Below are 15,367 nucleotides of genomic sequence, written 5' to 3' on the forward strand. Positions count from 1 at the left end.
CCCACCATGAGCGCCTTCGACACCCCCACCCCGGCCAGCGCCGCTGGCCAGCAGTGGAACGCCCAGGACTATGCGATCGATGCCGGCTTCGTGCCGCTGCTCGGCGGTGCGGTATCGCGCCTGCTCGACCCGCGCGCCGGTGAGCGCATCCTCGACCTGGGCTGTGGCGATGGCGTACTCAGCACCGAACTGGCCCTGAGCGGTGCGCGCATCCACGGCGTGGATGCCTCGCCGGAACTGGTGATCGCCGCCCGTGCGCGCGGCGTCGACGCCCAGCTGATGGACGGCCACGCACTGTCGTTCGACAGCGAGTTCGATGCGGTGTTCAGCAATGCGGCACTGCATTGGATGACGACTCCGGACCGCGTGCTGGAAGGCGTGCGCCGCGCCCTGCGCCCCGGTGGCCGCTTCGTCGCGGAGTTCGGCGGCCACGGCAACGTGGCCACGATCGTCGCGGCCGTGCAGGCCGCGCGCGTGGCCCACGGGCATGGCGCCAGCACCTTCCGGTGGTACTTCCCGACGGCCGACGCCTACGCCGATCGCCTGCGCCAGCATGGCTTCCAGGTGCAACTGATCGAGTGCACGCCGCGCCCGACCGCACTGCCGACCGGCGTGGCCGGCTGGCTGCGGGTATTCGCCGCACCGCTGCTGGACGACCTGCCGGCCGAGGCCCGCGCCACCGTGCGCGAGGCGGCCACCGCACTGCTGGCCGAGCTGCCGCGTGACGCATCTGGCCAGCCGCTGGCCGACTACGTGCGCCTGCGTGTGCTCGCCCGCCGTCGCTGACTTGACCGTTCCGCTTTCCTTACTGATGTTCGCTATTTCGTACTTCTGCCAGGCATACGCATGACTTCCGCACCCCGCACCCTGTACGACAAACTGTGGGACGCCCACGTGGTGGTTCCCGAATCCGACAGCGCGCCCGCCGTGCTGTACATCGACCTGCACCTGATCCACGAGGTGACCTCGCCGCAGGCCTTCACCGAACTGCGCGAACGCGGCTTGTCGCCGCGCCGGCCGGACCGCACCAAGGCGACGATGGACCACTCCACGCCGACCCTGCCGGCCGCCGCGGACGGCACGCTGCCCTATGCCAGCGCCGCCTCCGAGGCACAGGTCGCCACGCTGGCGCGCAACTGCGCCGAGCACGGCATCGAGCTGTTCGACATGGCCTCGGACAACCGCGGCATCGTCCACGTGATCGCGCCCGAGCAGGGCTTCACCCAGCCGGGCATGACCATCGTCTGCGGCGACAGCCACACCTCCACCCACGGTGCCTTCGGTTCGCTGGCGTTCGGCATCGGCACCAGCGAGGTCGGCCACGTGCTGGCCACGCAATGCCTGCTGCAGCGCAAGGCGAAGACGCTGGCGATCACCGTCGATGGGCCGCTGGCGCCGGGTGTCGGCGCCAAGGACGTGGTTCTGCACATCATCGGCGTGATCGGCGTCAATGGCGGCACCGGCCACGTGATCGAGTTCCGCGGCAGCACCATCGAAGCGATGGACATGGAACAGCGCATGACCCTGTGCAACATGTCGATCGAAGCGGGTGCGCGTGCCGGTATGGTGGCGCCGGACCAGGTCACCTTCGACTTCGTCGCCAACACCCCGCGCGGCCCAAAGGGCGCCGATTTCGAGGCTGCGGTGGCGCGCTGGCAGCAGCTGCGCAGTGATGACGGCGCGCGCTTCGACAGCGAAGTGCACATCGACGCCGCCGATATCCGCCCGACCCTGACCTGGGGCACCCACCCGGGTACCGCCATCGCGGTGGATGCGCCGATCCCGGCCGCCAACGATGCCGCCGCACAGAAGGGCCTGGACTACATGCATTTCCAGGCCGGCAAGGCGCTGGCCGGAACGCCGGTGGACGTGGTGTTCGTCGGTTCCTGCACCAACGGCCGCCTGAGTGACATGCGTGAGGTGGCGCAGGTGCTGCGCGGTCGTCGCGTCGCCGACCGGGTGCGCATGCTGGTGGTGCCGGGCTCGGAGATCGTCAAGCGAGAGGCCGAGGCCGAAGGCATCCATGAGATCGTGCGCGCGGCCGGTGCCGAATGGCGCGAGCCGGGCTGCTCGATGTGCATCGCCATGAATGGTGATCTGGTCGCGCCCGGGCAACTGGCCGTGAGTACCAGCAACCGTAATTTCGAAGGCCGCCAGGGTCCCGGTTCGCGCACCCTGCTGGCCTCACCGATGAGCGCGGCGTGGGCCGCGGTGAACGGGCATGTCGCCGACACCCGCGAGCTGTTCGCACAGGAGGTGGCGTGATGGCCGGTTTCCGTACCTTGACCTCGGCCAGCGTGGTGCTGCGCCAGACCAACATCGACACCGACCAGATCATCCCGGCGCGGTTCCTGTCCACCACCGAACGCGCCGGCCTGGGCCGCAACGCCTTCAATGACTGGCGCTGGCAGGCCGACGGTTCACCGGTGGCCGACTTCGCCTTCAACCAGCCGCACAACGCCGGCCGCAGCATCCTGCTGGCGGGTCGCAACTTCGGCTGCGGCTCGTCGCGCGAACATGCACCGTGGGCGCTGACCGACCTGGGCCTGCGCGCCATCGTCAGCAGCGAGATCGCCGACATCTTCCGTGGCAACTCGCTGAAGAACGGCCTGCTGCCGATCGTGCTGGACGAGGCCGACGTGCAGGCGCTGATGCAGCGCCCGGATGATGAGCTGACCATCGACGTGGCCGCGCGCGAACTGCGCACGCCGGACGGCCGCGTCTATTCCTTCCCGCTGGACGGCTTCTCGCAGACCTGCCTGCTGGAAGGTGTCGACCAGTTGGGGTATCTGTTGGGCCGTGTCCCTGAAATCGAACGTTACGAGAGTGAGCATGCACGCTGAAATTGTTGTCCTGCCCGGTGATGGCATCGGCCCGGAAGTGGCCGCCGCGGCAGTCGCCGTCCTGAAGGCCGTCGCCGAACGCTTCAACCACAGCTTCACCTTCAGCGAGCACGACATCGGCGGCATCGCCATCGACCGCCACGGCGAACCGCTGCCGGCGTCGACCCTGGCCGCCTGCCAGGCCGCCAGCGCGGTACTGCTGGGCGCAGTCGGTGGCCCGAAGTGGTCCGACCCGAACGCCAAGGTGCGTCCGGAACAGGGCCTGCTGGCGATCCGCAAGGCGCTGGGCCTGTACGCCAACCTGCGCCCGGTGCGCACCCATGAGGCCGCACTGCACGCCTCGCCGATCAAGGCCGAGCTGCTGCAGGGTGTGGACTTCGTGGTGGTGCGCGAACTGACCGGCGGCATCTACTTCGGCGACAAGACCCGCGATGCCGACAGTGCCAGCGACCTGTGCCGCTACACCGTGGCCGAGATCGAGCGCGTGCTGCGCAGTGCCTTCCGCCTGGCCCGGCAGCGGCGTGGCAAGGTCACCTCGGTGGACAAGGCCAACGTGTTGGAAACCTCGCGCCTGTGGCGCGACGTGGCCGCGCGCATCGGCCGCGAGGAGTTCCCGGAGGTGGCGCTGGAGCACCAACTGGTCGATTCGATGGCCATGCACCTGCTGGCCAAGCCGCGCGAGTACGACGTGATCGTCACCGAGAACATGTTCGGCGACATCCTCACCGACGAAGCCTCGATGCTGGCCGGCTCGCTCGGCCTGCTGCCCTCGGCCTCGCTGGGTGAGCCGGGTGCGGTCGGCATCTACGAACCGATCCACGGGTCGGCCCCGGACATCGCCGGCAAGGGCATCGCCAATCCCTACGCAACGATCTTCAGTGCGGCGATGCTGCTGCGCCATTCGCTGGGGCTGGAAGACGAAGCCGCAGCAGTGGAAGCGGCGGTGCACGCGGTGCTGGATGATGGGGTGTTCACTGCCGACCTGGCCGCCAAGGGCCAGGCCGTGAGTACCGCCGCCGCCACGGATGCGGTGCTGGCCAAACTCAACTGATCCGATGGCGCCACTCCATGCGTGGCGCCTCTGCCTTTGGTCATTGTGCGCAGCCACCCATGGGGTGGCTCTACTGTAGATCCACGCCATGCGTGGATCGTTCGAATGTCGCGCAGCAGATCCACGCCATGCGCGGCTGCATTATTTGGTGGTGTACCCACCATTGACCAGGATGGTCTGCCCGGTCATCCACCAGCCATCGGTGACCAGGAAGCGGATCCACGGCACGATGTCGGCGATGTCGGTCAGGCCGGTACGGGTGAACGCCGAGAGCGCGGCCGCGGTCTTGTGGTACGCCTGTGCATCGGCACTCTCGGCCGGGTAGAAGAACGGCGTGTCCATCGGGCCCGGCCCGATCGCAGTCACCGAGATGCCGCGCTCACCGAACTCCTTTGACGCCGCGCGGGTGAAATGCTCGACCGGCGCCTTGGTGCCGGCATAGCTGGAATAGAACGGCGTGAACGCACCCAGCAGCGAGGTGACCAGGGTGCAGATGCGACCGCCGTCGTTGACGTGGCGGCCGGCCTCCTTGAGGAAGAAGAACGCCGCCTTGGCGTTGACCGCGCTCATCTCGTCGTACTCCGCTTCGCTGATGTCCAGCAGCGGCTTCTTCAATACCTTGCCGACCGTATTGATGGCGATGTCGGGACGGCCGGCTGCGGCCACGGCATCGGCGAACAAGCGCTCCATCGCTGCCGCCGAGGTCAGGTCGCCCTGCAGGGCCACCGCCCTGCTGCCGGCCGCCTGCACGGCGGCAACGGTTGCTTCTGCATCGGCCTGGGTGGCGGCACTGTTGTAGTGGATGACGATGGCTTTGGCGCCCTGTGCGGCGAAGTCGCGGGCGATCAGGCCGCCCAGGTTCTTGGCGCCACCGGCGATCAGCACGGTCTTGCCCTTGAGGGAATGCTCGGTCATGGCTTCGGTCTCGGGAGGGGGCTGCCCGGGGTGGCAACCCTGCCCTGACGACGATATCGTGCAGAAAAAGCGGATAAAGCCCGCCACATTGACTTAACTTTCCAGAGCCAGCGAACAATGGACCGGATCGATCGCTTCCGCATCTTCACCCGGGTCGTGGAGTGCGCGAGCTTCACCCGCGCCGCCGACCAGCTCGGCCTGCCCCGCTCGACCGTCTCGGCGGCGATTGCCGAGCTGGAACAGCGGCTTGGCACCCGCCTGCTGCAGCGCTCGACCCGACGGGTATCCACCACCCATGACGGCGACGTGTTCCATGCCCGCTGCCTGCGCCTGATCGCGGAGGTTGAAGACGCCGAGTCGCTGTTCCGGCAGGACGACGCGCAACCGGCCGGTTTGCTGAAGATCGACGTACCCAGCCGCATCGGCCGTCGCATCATCGCCCCGGCGTTGCCGGATTTCTTCGCGCGCTACCCGCAGGTGGAACTGGACCTGGGCATGACCGACCGCGCGGTGAACCTGATCGAAGACGGCTGCGATGCCGTGCTGCGGGTCGGCCAGCTGGGCGATTCCAGCCTGGTGGCGCGCACGCTGGGCCAGCTCGACTTCGTCAACGTGGCCGCGCCGGCCTACCTGCGCGAGCACGGCATGCCGCAGCACCCTGCCGACCTGCAGCAGCACCGCGCGGTGAACTACGCATCGCCGACCACGGCACGGGTGGAACCGTGGGAATGGCAGGATGGCGGCCAGCTGCGCACGCTGCCGATGCCCGGCTGGGTACGCGTGAACAGCGCCGAGGCCTCGATCGCGTGCTGCGTGGCGGGATTGGGGCTGTTGCAGATTCCGCGCTACGACGTGCAGGCCGAGCTGCAGTCAGGCGCATTGGTGGAGGTGATGCCGCAGTACGCGGCGCAGCCGCTGCCGGTGACCCTGCTGCAACCGCATCGGCAACACCGTGCACTGCGCGTGCAGGTGTTCGTCGAGTGGCTGCTGCCAGTGCTGCGGATCGGCCTGCAGCTGCAGTAGATCCACGTCATGCGCGGGTGCTTCTGTAGAGTCGAGCCATGCTCGACTCATCCCATCATCGCGCGAAGAGCGAAGAGCGAAGAGCGAAGAGCAGCCGATCATGGCTCGGCTCTACAGAAAGCAGATCCCGCGAGCAGATCAGTCCACGCCATGCGTGGATGCATGCTTCAGTGCCAACCAAGGTTGGCACCTACCAGGACAAGGACCAGTTGCGGTAGATCCACGCCATGCGGGGATGTTTCTGTAGAGTCGAGCCATGCTCGACTCATCCCATCATCGCGCGAAGAGCGAAGAGCGAAGAGCAGCCGAGCATGGCTCGGCTCTACAGAAAGCAGATCCCGCGAGCAGATCAGTCCACGCCATGCGTGGATGCATGCTGCAGTGCCAACCAAGGTTGGCACCTACCAGGGCAACGATCCGCTGCTGTAGATGCACGTCATGCGTGGGTGCTTCTGTAGAGTCGAGCCATGCTCGACTCATCCCATCATCGCGCATAGCGCAGCCGAGCATGGCTCGGCTCTACAGAAGGCAGATTCCGCGAGCAGATCCATCCACGCCATGCGTGGATGGGTGCAGCCGCAGAACCCGGGGCATTACGCCCCGGATTCGTCCGGCTTCACCCGGAACCACGCCGCGTACAACGCCGGCAGGAACACCAGCGTCAGCACCGTACCCACGATCAGACCACCCATGATCGAGATCGCCATCGAGCCATAGAACGCGCTGCGCGACAGCGGAATCATTGCCAGCACGGCCGCCAGCGCGGTCAGCACGATCGGGCGGAAGCGGCGCACCGTGGCATCGATGATCGAATGCCAGCGATCATGCCCGGCATCGATGTCCTGCTGGATCTGGTCGATCAGGATCACCGAGTTGCGCATGATCATGCCCGCCAGCGCGATCGTGCCCAGCAGCGCGACGAAGCCGAACGGCGCACGGAACAGCAGCAGGAACAGGGTCGCACCGATGATGCCCAGCGGCGCGGTCACCAGCACCATCGCCGCACGCGAGAAGCTGCGCAGCTGCAGCATCAGCAGCGTCGCCACCACCACCAGGAACAGCGGCATGCCGGCCTTGATCGAGTTCTGCCCGCGCGCCGAGTCCTCCACGGTGCCGCCGGTTTCCAGCAGGTAGCCGCTGGGCAGCTCGGCACGGATGCCATCCAGCGTGGGCACGATCTGGTGCACCACGTCCAGCGCCTGCATGCCATCGCTGATGTCGGCGCGCACGGTCACGGTCGGCAACCGGTTGCGGTGCCAGATGATGCCGTCCTCGAAGCCGTACTCCATCGTCGCCACCTGCGACAGCGTGATGCTGCCGCCGTTGGCGGTCGGCATCGACAGGCTGGACAGCAGCTCCAGCTGGTTGCGCTCATCGGCCGGCCCGCGCAGCAGCATCTCGATCTGGCGGTTGCCTTCGCGATACACGCTCACCGACTGGCCGGCCAGCGAACTGGCCAGGAACTGGCTGACCTGGGCGCTGCTCACGCCCAGCGCGCGGGCACGCTCCTGGTCGATCACCAGCCGCACCACCTTGCTCGGCTCGCTCCAGTCCAGGTTGACGTTCATCACGTGCGGGTTCTCACGCACCTTGGCCTCGACCTGGCGCGCGATCGCCTGCACCTTCTCGATGTGCTCGCCGGAGATGCGCATCTGCACCGGATAACCGACCGGCGGGCCGTTCTCCAGGCGGGTCACGCGCATCTGCACGTCCGGGAACTTCGGAATCACCTCGTGCAGCAGCCAGTCACGAGTGCTTTCGCGCGATTTGATGTCCTTGGCCAGCACCACGAACTGGGCGAAGTTGGTCGCCGGCAGCTGCTGGTCCAGCGGCAGGTAGAAGCGCGGCGAACCGGTACCCACATAGGACACATAGTTGGCGATGCCCTCGCGGCTGGACAGCAGCTTCTCCAGCTTCTCGGCCTGGGCCTGGGTCGAGCGCAGCGACGCCCCCTCGGCCAGCTCGATGTCCACCATCAGTTCCGGCCGGGTCGAGTCCGGGAAGAACTGCTGCGGCACGAAGCGGAACATCATCAGTGAGAACACGAACAGGGCGACGGTCGCGGCGATCACCCACCAGCGGCGGCGCAGGCAGGCGTCGAGGAAGCGCCGGAAGCTGCGGTAGAACGGGCGCTGGTAGGGATCGTGGTCGTGCCCATGCTGCGGCGGTGCGATCAGGTTGGCCAGCGGCGGATAGCGGTCGGCCCACTGCTGGCGCTTGGCCAGCCAACGCGCGGACAGGCTGCCGGGCTTCGGCGGCTGCGGATTGAACAGGTCCGGCAGCATCTTGTCGCCCAGGTACGGGATGAACAGCACCGCTGCGATCCACGACACCACCAGTGCAATGGTCACCACCTGGAACAGCGAACGGGTGTATTCACCGGTGCTCGATGCCGCCGTGGCGATCGGCAGGAAGCCGGCTGCCGTGATCAATGTGCCGGTCAGCATCGGGAACGCGGTCGATTCCCAGGCGAAGCTGGCCGCGCGCAGGCGATCGAAGCCCTGCTCCATCTTGGTGGCCATCATCTCCACCGCGATGATCGCATCGTCCACCAGCAGGCCCAGCGCCAGCACCAGTGCGCCCAGCGAAATCTTGTGCAGGCCGATGTCGAAGTAATGCATGACGAAGAAGGTCATCGCCAGCACCAGCGGAATGGTCACGCCCACCACCAGGCCGGTGCGCAGGCCCAGCGAGAAGAAACTGACCAGCAGCACGATCACCACCGCTTCGGTCAGCACCTGCACGAACTCGCCAACCGACTCCTCCACCGACTGCGGCTGGTCGGACACCTTGCGCAGCTGCATGCCGGCCGGCAGGGTCTTCTGCAGCCGCTCGAACTCGGCGTCGAGGTTGGCGCCCAGCTTGAGGATGTCACCGCCATCCTTCATCGCCACCGCCAGGCCGATCGCCTCTTCGCCCATGAAGCGCATCTTCGGCGACGCCGGATCGGCGAAGCCACGCTTGACCTCGGCGATGTCGCCCAGGTGCACGGTGCGGTCGCCAGCACGGATCGGGAACTGGCGGATGGCGTCGATGTCGTTGAACTGGCCCGTCACGCGCAGCTGCACGCGATCGGTGGCGGTCTCGAAGAAGCTGGTGCCGGTGATCGCATTCTGGTCGGCCAGCGCCTGCTGCACCTGCTGCATCGACACACCCAGCGTTGCCAGCCGGGTGTTGGACAGTTCGATCCACACCTTCTCGTCCTGCAGGCCGACCAGGTCGATCTTGCCGACATCGGGTACGCGCTGCAGTTCCAGCTGGATGCGGTCGGCGTAGTCGCGCATCACCGCGTAGTCGAAGCCCTTGCCGGTCAACGCATAGATGTTCCCGTAGGTGTCGCCGAACTCATCGTTGAAGAACGGGCCGACAATCTCGCGCGGCAGCGTCGCACGGATGTCGCCCACGCGCTTGCGAACCTGGTACCACAGGTCCGGGATCTGCCTGGAACGCAGGCTGTCGCGCGCCATGAAGATGACCTGCGATTCGCCGGGGCGCGAATAGGAGCGGATGAACTCGTACTCGCCGGTGTTCATCAGCGCCTTCTCGATCGGCTCGGTCACCTGCCGCGAGACCTGTTCGGCGGTGGCGCCCGGCCAAAGCGTGCGCACCACCATCGCCTTGAAGGTGAATGGCGGATCCTCGGACTGGCCCAGATGCTCGTACGACCATGCGCCGATCAGCGCGAAGGCAAGCATCGCGAACAGCACCAGCGGGCGGTTGGACAACGCCCACTCGGAAAGATTGAAGCGGCGCACCGGCTTACTCCTTGGCCTTGGCGGCAGCGGCCGGCGTGGCCGGCTTCAGCACCGGGCGGTTCTGGCGGTCCACGGCGATCACCGGCTGGCCGGCACGCAACAGGTGTCCGCCGGCAGCGACCACCCAGTCACCCGCATTCACGCCGGACAGCACCGGCACCGATTCGCTGCCATAGGCACCGGTGGTGACCGACGCGGCCTTCAGCGTGCTGTTGGCCGGATCGACCACCCACACGCTGGCGGCACCGTTGGCACCGCGCTGCAGCGCACCGAGCGGCAGCTGCAGGGTGCCGTGGCGGCCGGCGCTGCTGTAGACGCGCGCGCTCTGGCCCAGTTCGACATCGGCCAGCGCATCGGCGGGCAGGCTGACCCGGGTTGCATAGGTGCGTGCCTGTGGATCGGCGGCAGCGGCGATCTCGCGGATCGTGCCTGGCAGGCGCTGGCCAGGACGGTTCCACAGCTCCACCTCGACCGGCTGGCCCACCGCATAGTCGCGGATGGTGGCCTCGGGCAGGTCGATCAGCACTTCGCGCCCGCCATCGGCGGCCAGGTTGAAGATGGTCTGGCCGGCCGACACCACCTGCCCGGCTTCGGCCTCGCGGCTGGCGATCACGCCATCGGACGGCGCGCGCAGCTGTGCGTAGTCGGCCTGGTTGCGCAGCACATCGAGGTTGGCGCGGGCGGCGTTGGCCTGGCCCTGCGCGGCCTTGAAGGCGGCGGACTGCTGGTCCAGCTGCGAGCGGCTGACCAGCTGCTGGTCGGCCAGCACCTGGTAGCGCTTGAGATCATCACGGGCACGCACCAGATCGGCTTCGGCCGCAGCAAGCTGCGCCTGCGAGGCGCGGGCCTGCAGCGCGAAGTCGGCCACGTCCAGCTCGGCCAGCACGTCGCCCTTCTTCACCCGTTGCCCGGCATCGACGTGGCGCTTGACCAGGTTGCCGCCAACGCGGAACGACAGTGGACTTTCCTGCCGCGCACGCACCGTGCCCGGGAACGCCGCCGGCGCCTGCCCGGCCTGCTCGCCAGGGTGAACCACCAGCACCGGAACGGCCGCCTGGGGCGCCTGTTCCTGTCCCGAACAGGCTGCCAGCGCAGCCATCCACACCATACCGCCCATCCAGCGCACGATCTTCATCGGTCAACGTCCTGAAAACGCAGGGTTGCAACTAAGGGGGAGCCGCGACTGCCGGCCCAATTTAATAAACCGGCCGGTATAGTATAAATATCGAACCGCTTGGTCTAGTATTGTGGTGATGAGTTCTCACACTTCCCGCAAGCCGTCGGCCAAGCCCGCTGCCAAGGCCGCCGGACCCGGGCGCCCCAAGGACCTCGGCAAGCGCGCGGCGATCCTTGAAGCAGCCAAGACACTGTTCATCGAACAGGGCTATACCGGCGTGAGCATGGACACCATCGCCGCTCAGGCCGGCGTCTCGAAGTTGACTGTGTACAGCCACTTCGGCGACAAGGAGACCCTGTTCTCCGAGGCCGTGCAGTCGAAGTGCATTGAAATGCTGCCCGATGCCCTGTTCGTGGCCGACGCGGACGGCCCGCTGCGCGACCAGCTGATCGGCATCGGTCTGGCCTTCTTCGAACTGATCACGTCCGATGCGGCGATCTCGATCCAGCGCATGATGATGGCGCCGGAGACCGACGAACGCCTGCGCGAGCTGTTCTGGAAGGCAGGACCGGAACGTACCTGCGAGGCCCTGGCTGACTTCCTGCGGGCACGCGCCGAGCGCGGCGAGCTGGAAATCACCGACTATTCGCTGGCTGGCGAGCAGTTCCTGACCCTGGTCAAGGGTGAAGTGCACATGCATATGATGTGCGGCATGCCACTGTCACCGGTGGAATGCGACCCTCTTGCCCACGTGACTGCCAGCATCGACTTCTTCCTGCGCGCCTATGCGCCGCGAGGGGTCGGGACGGCTGAATAACCAAAACTGAACGAACCGGAGGTCGCGATGACTTCCGGCACTGCGACCCCGGCCACCCGGCAGCTGATGCTCTGGGCGCGCCGCCGGCCTCCGGCACCGGTAAAATGGCCGGCCCACTGCGCTGGATTTGAACCTCATGACGATTGATTACGCCCACGCCCGCGAACTGATGGTGGAACAGCAGATCCGTCCCTGGGACGTGCTGGACATCAAGGTGCTCGACGTCCTGGCCCGCCTGCCGCGCGAGGCTTTTGTCGCCGATGCACACCGGGCACTGGCCTACGCCGATGTCGAACTGCCGATCGGCCATGGCCAGAAGATGATGAAGCCGGTCATCGAGGGCCGTACCCTGCAGGCGCTGGACCTGCAGCCGGGTGACGAAGTGCTGGAAATCGGCACCGGCAGCGGCTTCCTGTCGGCCTGCATCGGCGCGCTGGCGCGCGACGTGCTGAGCCTGGAAATCGACCCGGAGTTGGCCGCCGCCGCGCGCGCCCGCCTGGACGCGTCCGGCCTGGGCACCAACGTCCGCGTGGAAGTGGCCGACGCCCTGTCCTGGCAGACCGAACGCCGCTTTGACGTGATCTGTGTCACTGGTGCGGTCGACGTGGTGCCGTCACAGTTCGCCTCGTGGCTGCGTCCGGGTGGTCGCCTGTTCGTGATCCACGGCCGCTCGCCGGCGATGGAGGCCCTGCTGGTCAAGGCCGACGGCAGCAGCGAGTCCCTGTTCGAGACCGATATCGATTACCTGCGTGGTGCCGCCCCGGCCCCCCAGTTCCACCTCTGAGTCCAAGGAAGCCGCAATGATCCGCCGATCCCTCGCTGTTGCGCTGGCCACTGCCCTGCTGCCGTTGTCCGCCCATGCCGCCGACCTGCTGCAGGTCTACGAAATGGCGCGCAATGGCGATCCGCAGCTGTCCGCCGCCGAATCGACCCGGCTGTATGACAAGGAAGGCGCCGTGCAGGCGCGCGCCGCCCTGCTGCCGCAGATCAACGGCCAGGCCCAGCTGAACCGCACGCGCAGTGAGCCGAACGCCGACGCCAACTCCGGCTCGTTCACCAACAAGCGCCGCACCTACACGATCGACGGCAGCCAGACGCTGTTCAACTGGACCCAGATCAACAACCTGCGTTCGCAGCGCGAGCTGAGCAAGGCGGCGGACTTCACCCTCGATTCGGCCAACGACAGCCTGATCGTTCGCACCTCGGCGGCCTACTTCAACGTGCTGGTGGCGATCGAATCGCTGAATGCCGCACAGACCAATGAAGCGGCCGCGAAGAAGCAGTTCGACTTCGCCGACAAGCGCCTGGAAGTGGGCCTGGCGCCGATCACCGACGTGCACGAAGCACGCGCCCAGTACGACCAGGCGCGTGCCAACACCATCGTTGCGCAGAACACCCTGGCCGATAACTACCAGGCCCTGACCGAACTGACCGGCCAGCCGGTGACCAACCTGCGTGGGCTGCCGGCCGACTTCCGCCCGGAAGTGCCGGCCAACCGTGGCAACATCGATGAGCTGGTGCAGCAGGCCACCACCCAGAATCCGGCGCTGAAGGCGCAGGAACTGAAGGTCAGCGCCGCCGAGGCTGGCGTGCAGGCCGCCCGTGGCGGCCATTACCCGACCCTGTCGCTGGGCGGTAGCTGGGGCAAGAGCGCGACCTGGGGTGACAGCACTGGTTCCGGTTCGCTGTCGCCGGACGCCCGCACCAACAGCATCGGCCTGACCCTGAGCGTGCCGATCTTCTCCGGTGGTGCCACCCAGTCCGGCGTACGCCAGGCGCTGGCCCAGCGTGACATCGCCCAGGACGGCTACGAGCAGCAGAAGCGCGCCCTGGACCGCAACACCCGCAATGCCTACCAGACCCTGGTACAGGGCATCAGCGAAGTGGAGGCCCGTCGCCTGGCCGTGGTCTCGGCACAGAGCGCGTACGACGCCTCGCAGGTCGGCCTGGAAGTCGGTACCCGTACCGTGCTGGACGTGATCCAGAACCAGCGCATCCTGTTCTCGGCGCAGCTGGACTACGCCCAGGCCCGCTACACCTTCCTGCAGAACCGCCTGCTGCTGAGCCAGTCGCTGGGTGCGCTGGACGTGGCAGAGCTGCAGGACGTCAACCGCCTGCTGACCCAGGACGCGGGCAATCCGGCAACGACCACGCACTGATCCGTCGCCCTGCCGGCAACAAAGAAGCCACCCGCAAGTTATTCCCCCCAGCTAAAGATACATAGTTGGGGTGGATTAGCCCCTGGAAACACCCCAGAGCCCCTCTCGTAGGGGCTTTTTTACGCCTAGCGCCCCATGAACTTCTCCCCTAAAATTACATGGTATGTGACTGTGGCGCCTGTTCAGATGCTCCAATGACTGTCGACAACTTGCCGTTGGATGTAGCCAGGCATCCTGATCTCCATCAGTCCCTGAGCGCGATCTACTGGATGCGCGGTCAGATGGCGTAGGTCTATGTTCGTGACCGTGAAGGCCCGCATCTATACAGATGCCACAGGGGCCTATTCTGAGTTGCCCGCACTGCTAACTCCTGCAGGGGTGCTGGAGCCACTTCTTGACTATTGCTTGCACCGTAGCCATGACCGTAGCCTGACGTGGATGTCGAAAGTCACCCGTTCTGTACGGCTGTTCCTGGAGTACCTGCTCTCCAACCCTGCCGAGCGTGACACCTATCGTTTGTTCCAGAACTTTGCGCAGCGGCTGTATACAGGCACCTTCGACCGAAAAACGGGGCTCGATCCGAGCGGTCTTTGTTGGGCTCCACGCGCACCGCAGGATGCCGCGAACATCGTTACCCACTTGACGGACTTCTTTGCGTGGTTAAGCGAGATACGACCTGAAGCTGCTCGGCTGAACCCGCGATATCAAGGTGGGGCCTTCGATCGACAGATAGATGAGGCTGCTTATCAGTTCCGCCGCAGCAAAGCGTTCTTAGGTCACACCTGGGCAGCAAATGCACATCCAACCGAAACTGGACATCGTGTCCGAAGCCAACGCCTGCCGAAGGTGCAGAGCGGGGAGCCTCCCGCCTTTCCCGAAGAGCGATTCGAGGAATTGTTAACGAGAGGATTTCGTGCAGGTAGACGCCAGGACTACCGCGGCATGCTCATTACCTTGCTGTTGCACGGCGCAGGCTTCCGCGAGTCGGAACCCTTCCACCTCTACATTTCGGACGTTTTTCCAGACCCGGGCAACCTAGAGGGGGCAAAAGTGCTCATCCACCATCCGAGCCACGGCTCTGCTCCTAGTGACTGGCGTGACGAACGCGGAAGGGTGCGTAAAGGTACCCGCGCTGAATACCTTTCCCAACAATTCGGCTTGGCGCCTCGCACCTTGGTCATGGATCGGCGCCATGCGGGATGGAAGGGCGGCATGCATGACCAGGCCTACTACAAGCAGGCGTACTGGTTTGTGCCCGAGTATGGCGAATGGTTCCTGCAGTTGTGGCACCGCTATCTGGAACAGGTCGCTCGCATTGATCGCAACCACCCATTCGCCTTTATCAACCTGATCCGCCAGCCCGTGGGTGCCATGTACACGCTGACCCAGTACAACAAGGCACATGCGGCCGCCTGCGAGCGTATCGGGCTCACTGTGGGCAAGGCATTAGGTACTACACCTCACGGCCACCGACATGCCTACGGCCTCCGGCTGCGTACCGCAGGTGTTGAAAAAGCGCATATACGCCGCTTCATGCACCACTCCTCTGAAGCAAGCCAAGAGGTCTATACACAGCCGAGTACCCGTGAAGCGCTGATGGCACTTGAGGCGGCCGCACAACGAATGCGAGATAGGGGACTCAGCACGGCCAATGTGATTGACATAAATCTGAGTTCTGGAATTTAAG

The 15,367-nt window shown here is 66.0% G+C and carries 12 protein-coding genes; 9 read left to right on the forward strand and 3 right to left on the reverse strand.

The window, feature by feature from the left end:
* Window positions 1–6: 6 nt before the first annotated feature.
* Genes AC5P7I_RS02415 through leuB form a run of 4 tightly spaced genes read left to right on the forward strand, consistent with a single transcriptional unit; the run spans window position 7 to window position 3,894 of the window.
* Complete coding sequence (locus AC5P7I_RS02415; protein WP_032958187.1) at window positions 7–786, forward strand: class I SAM-dependent methyltransferase; 780 nt, start codon at window positions 7–9, stop codon at window positions 784–786.
* A 60-nt stretch (window positions 787–846) separates the two neighbouring features.
* Complete coding sequence (gene leuC, locus AC5P7I_RS02420; RefSeq protein ID WP_032958185.1) at window positions 847–2,265, forward strand: 3-isopropylmalate dehydratase large subunit; 1,419 nt, start codon at window positions 847–849, stop codon at window positions 2,263–2,265.
* Entirely contained in the window at window positions 2,265–2,843 is a 579-nt protein-coding gene (gene leuD, locus AC5P7I_RS02425; protein WP_005410953.1) for a 3-isopropylmalate dehydratase small subunit, read from the forward strand. Before leuC ends, leuD begins: the two co-directional genes overlap by 1 nt.
* Window positions 2,833–3,894: a 3-isopropylmalate dehydrogenase gene (leuB, locus tag AC5P7I_RS02430; protein ID WP_053496221.1), complete on the forward strand. Its 1,062-nt coding sequence runs from the start codon at window positions 2,833–2,835 to the stop codon at window positions 3,892–3,894. Before leuD ends, leuB begins: the two co-directional genes overlap by 11 nt.
* A gap of 141 nt (window positions 3,895–4,035) precedes the next feature.
* On the opposite strand, the gene AC5P7I_RS02435 is transcribed toward leuB, so the two are convergent.
* The gene (locus AC5P7I_RS02435; protein WP_262088119.1) at window positions 4,036–4,809 is read right to left on the reverse strand and encodes an SDR family oxidoreductase; all 774 of its coding nucleotides are present in this window, start codon (window positions 4,807–4,809) and stop codon (window positions 4,036–4,038) included.
* A 117-nt stretch (window positions 4,810–4,926) separates the two neighbouring features.
* Between AC5P7I_RS02435 and AC5P7I_RS02440 the strand changes: the two genes are divergently transcribed.
* The gene (locus AC5P7I_RS02440) at window positions 4,927–5,832 is read left to right on the forward strand and encodes a LysR family transcriptional regulator (RefSeq protein WP_014648342.1); all 906 of its coding nucleotides are present in this window, start codon (window positions 4,927–4,929) and stop codon (window positions 5,830–5,832) included.
* A 593-nt stretch (window positions 5,833–6,425) separates the two neighbouring features.
* Here the strand turns inward: AC5P7I_RS02440 and AC5P7I_RS02445 are convergent.
* Window positions 6,426–9,587: an efflux RND transporter permease subunit gene (locus tag AC5P7I_RS02445; RefSeq protein ID WP_262088120.1), complete on the reverse strand. Its 3,162-nt coding sequence runs from the start codon at window positions 9,585–9,587 to the stop codon at window positions 6,426–6,428.
* A 4-nt stretch (window positions 9,588–9,591) separates the two neighbouring features.
* Window positions 9,592–10,722 carry an efflux RND transporter periplasmic adaptor subunit gene (locus AC5P7I_RS02450; protein ID WP_032958176.1) on the reverse strand — a complete coding sequence of 377 codons (1,131 nt, stop codon included), beginning with the start codon at window positions 10,720–10,722 and terminating at the stop codon, window positions 9,592–9,594.
* Between the two features lie 118 nt (window positions 10,723–10,840).
* Here AC5P7I_RS02450 and AC5P7I_RS02455 point away from each other — a divergent pair, with 118 nt between their 5' ends.
* From AC5P7I_RS02455 to gmtY, 4 genes are all read left to right on the forward strand, one after another.
* On the forward strand, window positions 10,841–11,521 hold the full coding sequence (locus tag AC5P7I_RS02455) for a TetR/AcrR family transcriptional regulator (protein WP_069117902.1): 681 nt from the start codon (window positions 10,841–10,843) through the stop codon (window positions 11,519–11,521).
* 136 nt (window positions 11,522–11,657) lie between these two features.
* Window positions 11,658–12,305, forward strand: coding sequence for a protein-L-isoaspartate O-methyltransferase family protein (locus tag AC5P7I_RS02460; protein ID WP_014648346.1), 648 nt, complete (start codon window positions 11,658–11,660; stop codon window positions 12,303–12,305).
* A 16-nt stretch (window positions 12,306–12,321) separates the two neighbouring features.
* On the forward strand, window positions 12,322–13,680 hold the full coding sequence (locus AC5P7I_RS02465) for a TolC family outer membrane protein (protein WP_014648347.1): 1,359 nt from the start codon (window positions 12,322–12,324) through the stop codon (window positions 13,678–13,680).
* A gap of 294 nt (window positions 13,681–13,974) precedes the next feature.
* A complete protein-coding gene (gene gmtY / locus AC5P7I_RS02470) occupies window positions 13,975–15,366 on the forward strand; it encodes a gamma-mobile-trio recombinase GmtY (RefSeq protein ID WP_049417540.1) in 1,392 nt (463 codons plus the stop codon).
* Window position 15,367 lies beyond the last annotated feature (1 nt).

Source organism: Stenotrophomonas sp. YJH_SMC_138 (genome assembly GCF_059369855.1).

What these genes read in the sequence shown, in the direction of transcription:
- AC5P7I_RS02435 (WP_262088119.1), bottom strand. Translation starts at nt 4,809, where the DNA reads ATGACCGAGCATTCCCTCAAGGGCAAGACCGTGCTGATCGCCGGTGGC.
- AC5P7I_RS02415 (WP_032958187.1), top strand. Translation starts at nt 7, where the DNA reads ATGAGCGCCTTCGACACCCCCACCCCGGCCAGCGCCGCTGGCCAGCAG.
- AC5P7I_RS02465 (WP_014648347.1), top strand. Translation starts at nt 12,322, where the DNA reads ATGATCCGCCGATCCCTCGCTGTTGCGCTGGCCACTGCCCTGCTGCCG.
- AC5P7I_RS02460 (WP_014648346.1), top strand. Translation starts at nt 11,658, where the DNA reads ATGACGATTGATTACGCCCACGCCCGCGAACTGATGGTGGAACAGCAG.
- leuC (WP_032958185.1), top strand. Translation starts at nt 847, where the DNA reads ATGACTTCCGCACCCCGCACCCTGTACGACAAACTGTGGGACGCCCAC.
- leuD (WP_005410953.1), top strand. Translation starts at nt 2,265, where the DNA reads ATGGCCGGTTTCCGTACCTTGACCTCGGCCAGCGTGGTGCTGCGCCAG.
- leuB (WP_053496221.1), top strand. Translation starts at nt 2,833, where the DNA reads ATGCACGCTGAAATTGTTGTCCTGCCCGGTGATGGCATCGGCCCGGAA.
- AC5P7I_RS02455 (WP_069117902.1), top strand. Translation starts at nt 10,841, where the DNA reads ATGAGTTCTCACACTTCCCGCAAGCCGTCGGCCAAGCCCGCTGCCAAG.
- AC5P7I_RS02440 (WP_014648342.1), top strand. Translation starts at nt 4,927, where the DNA reads ATGGACCGGATCGATCGCTTCCGCATCTTCACCCGGGTCGTGGAGTGC.
- AC5P7I_RS02450 (WP_032958176.1), bottom strand. Translation starts at nt 10,722, where the DNA reads ATGAAGATCGTGCGCTGGATGGGCGGTATGGTGTGGATGGCTGCGCTG.
- gmtY (WP_049417540.1), top strand. Translation starts at nt 13,975, where the DNA reads ATGTTCGTGACCGTGAAGGCCCGCATCTATACAGATGCCACAGGGGCC.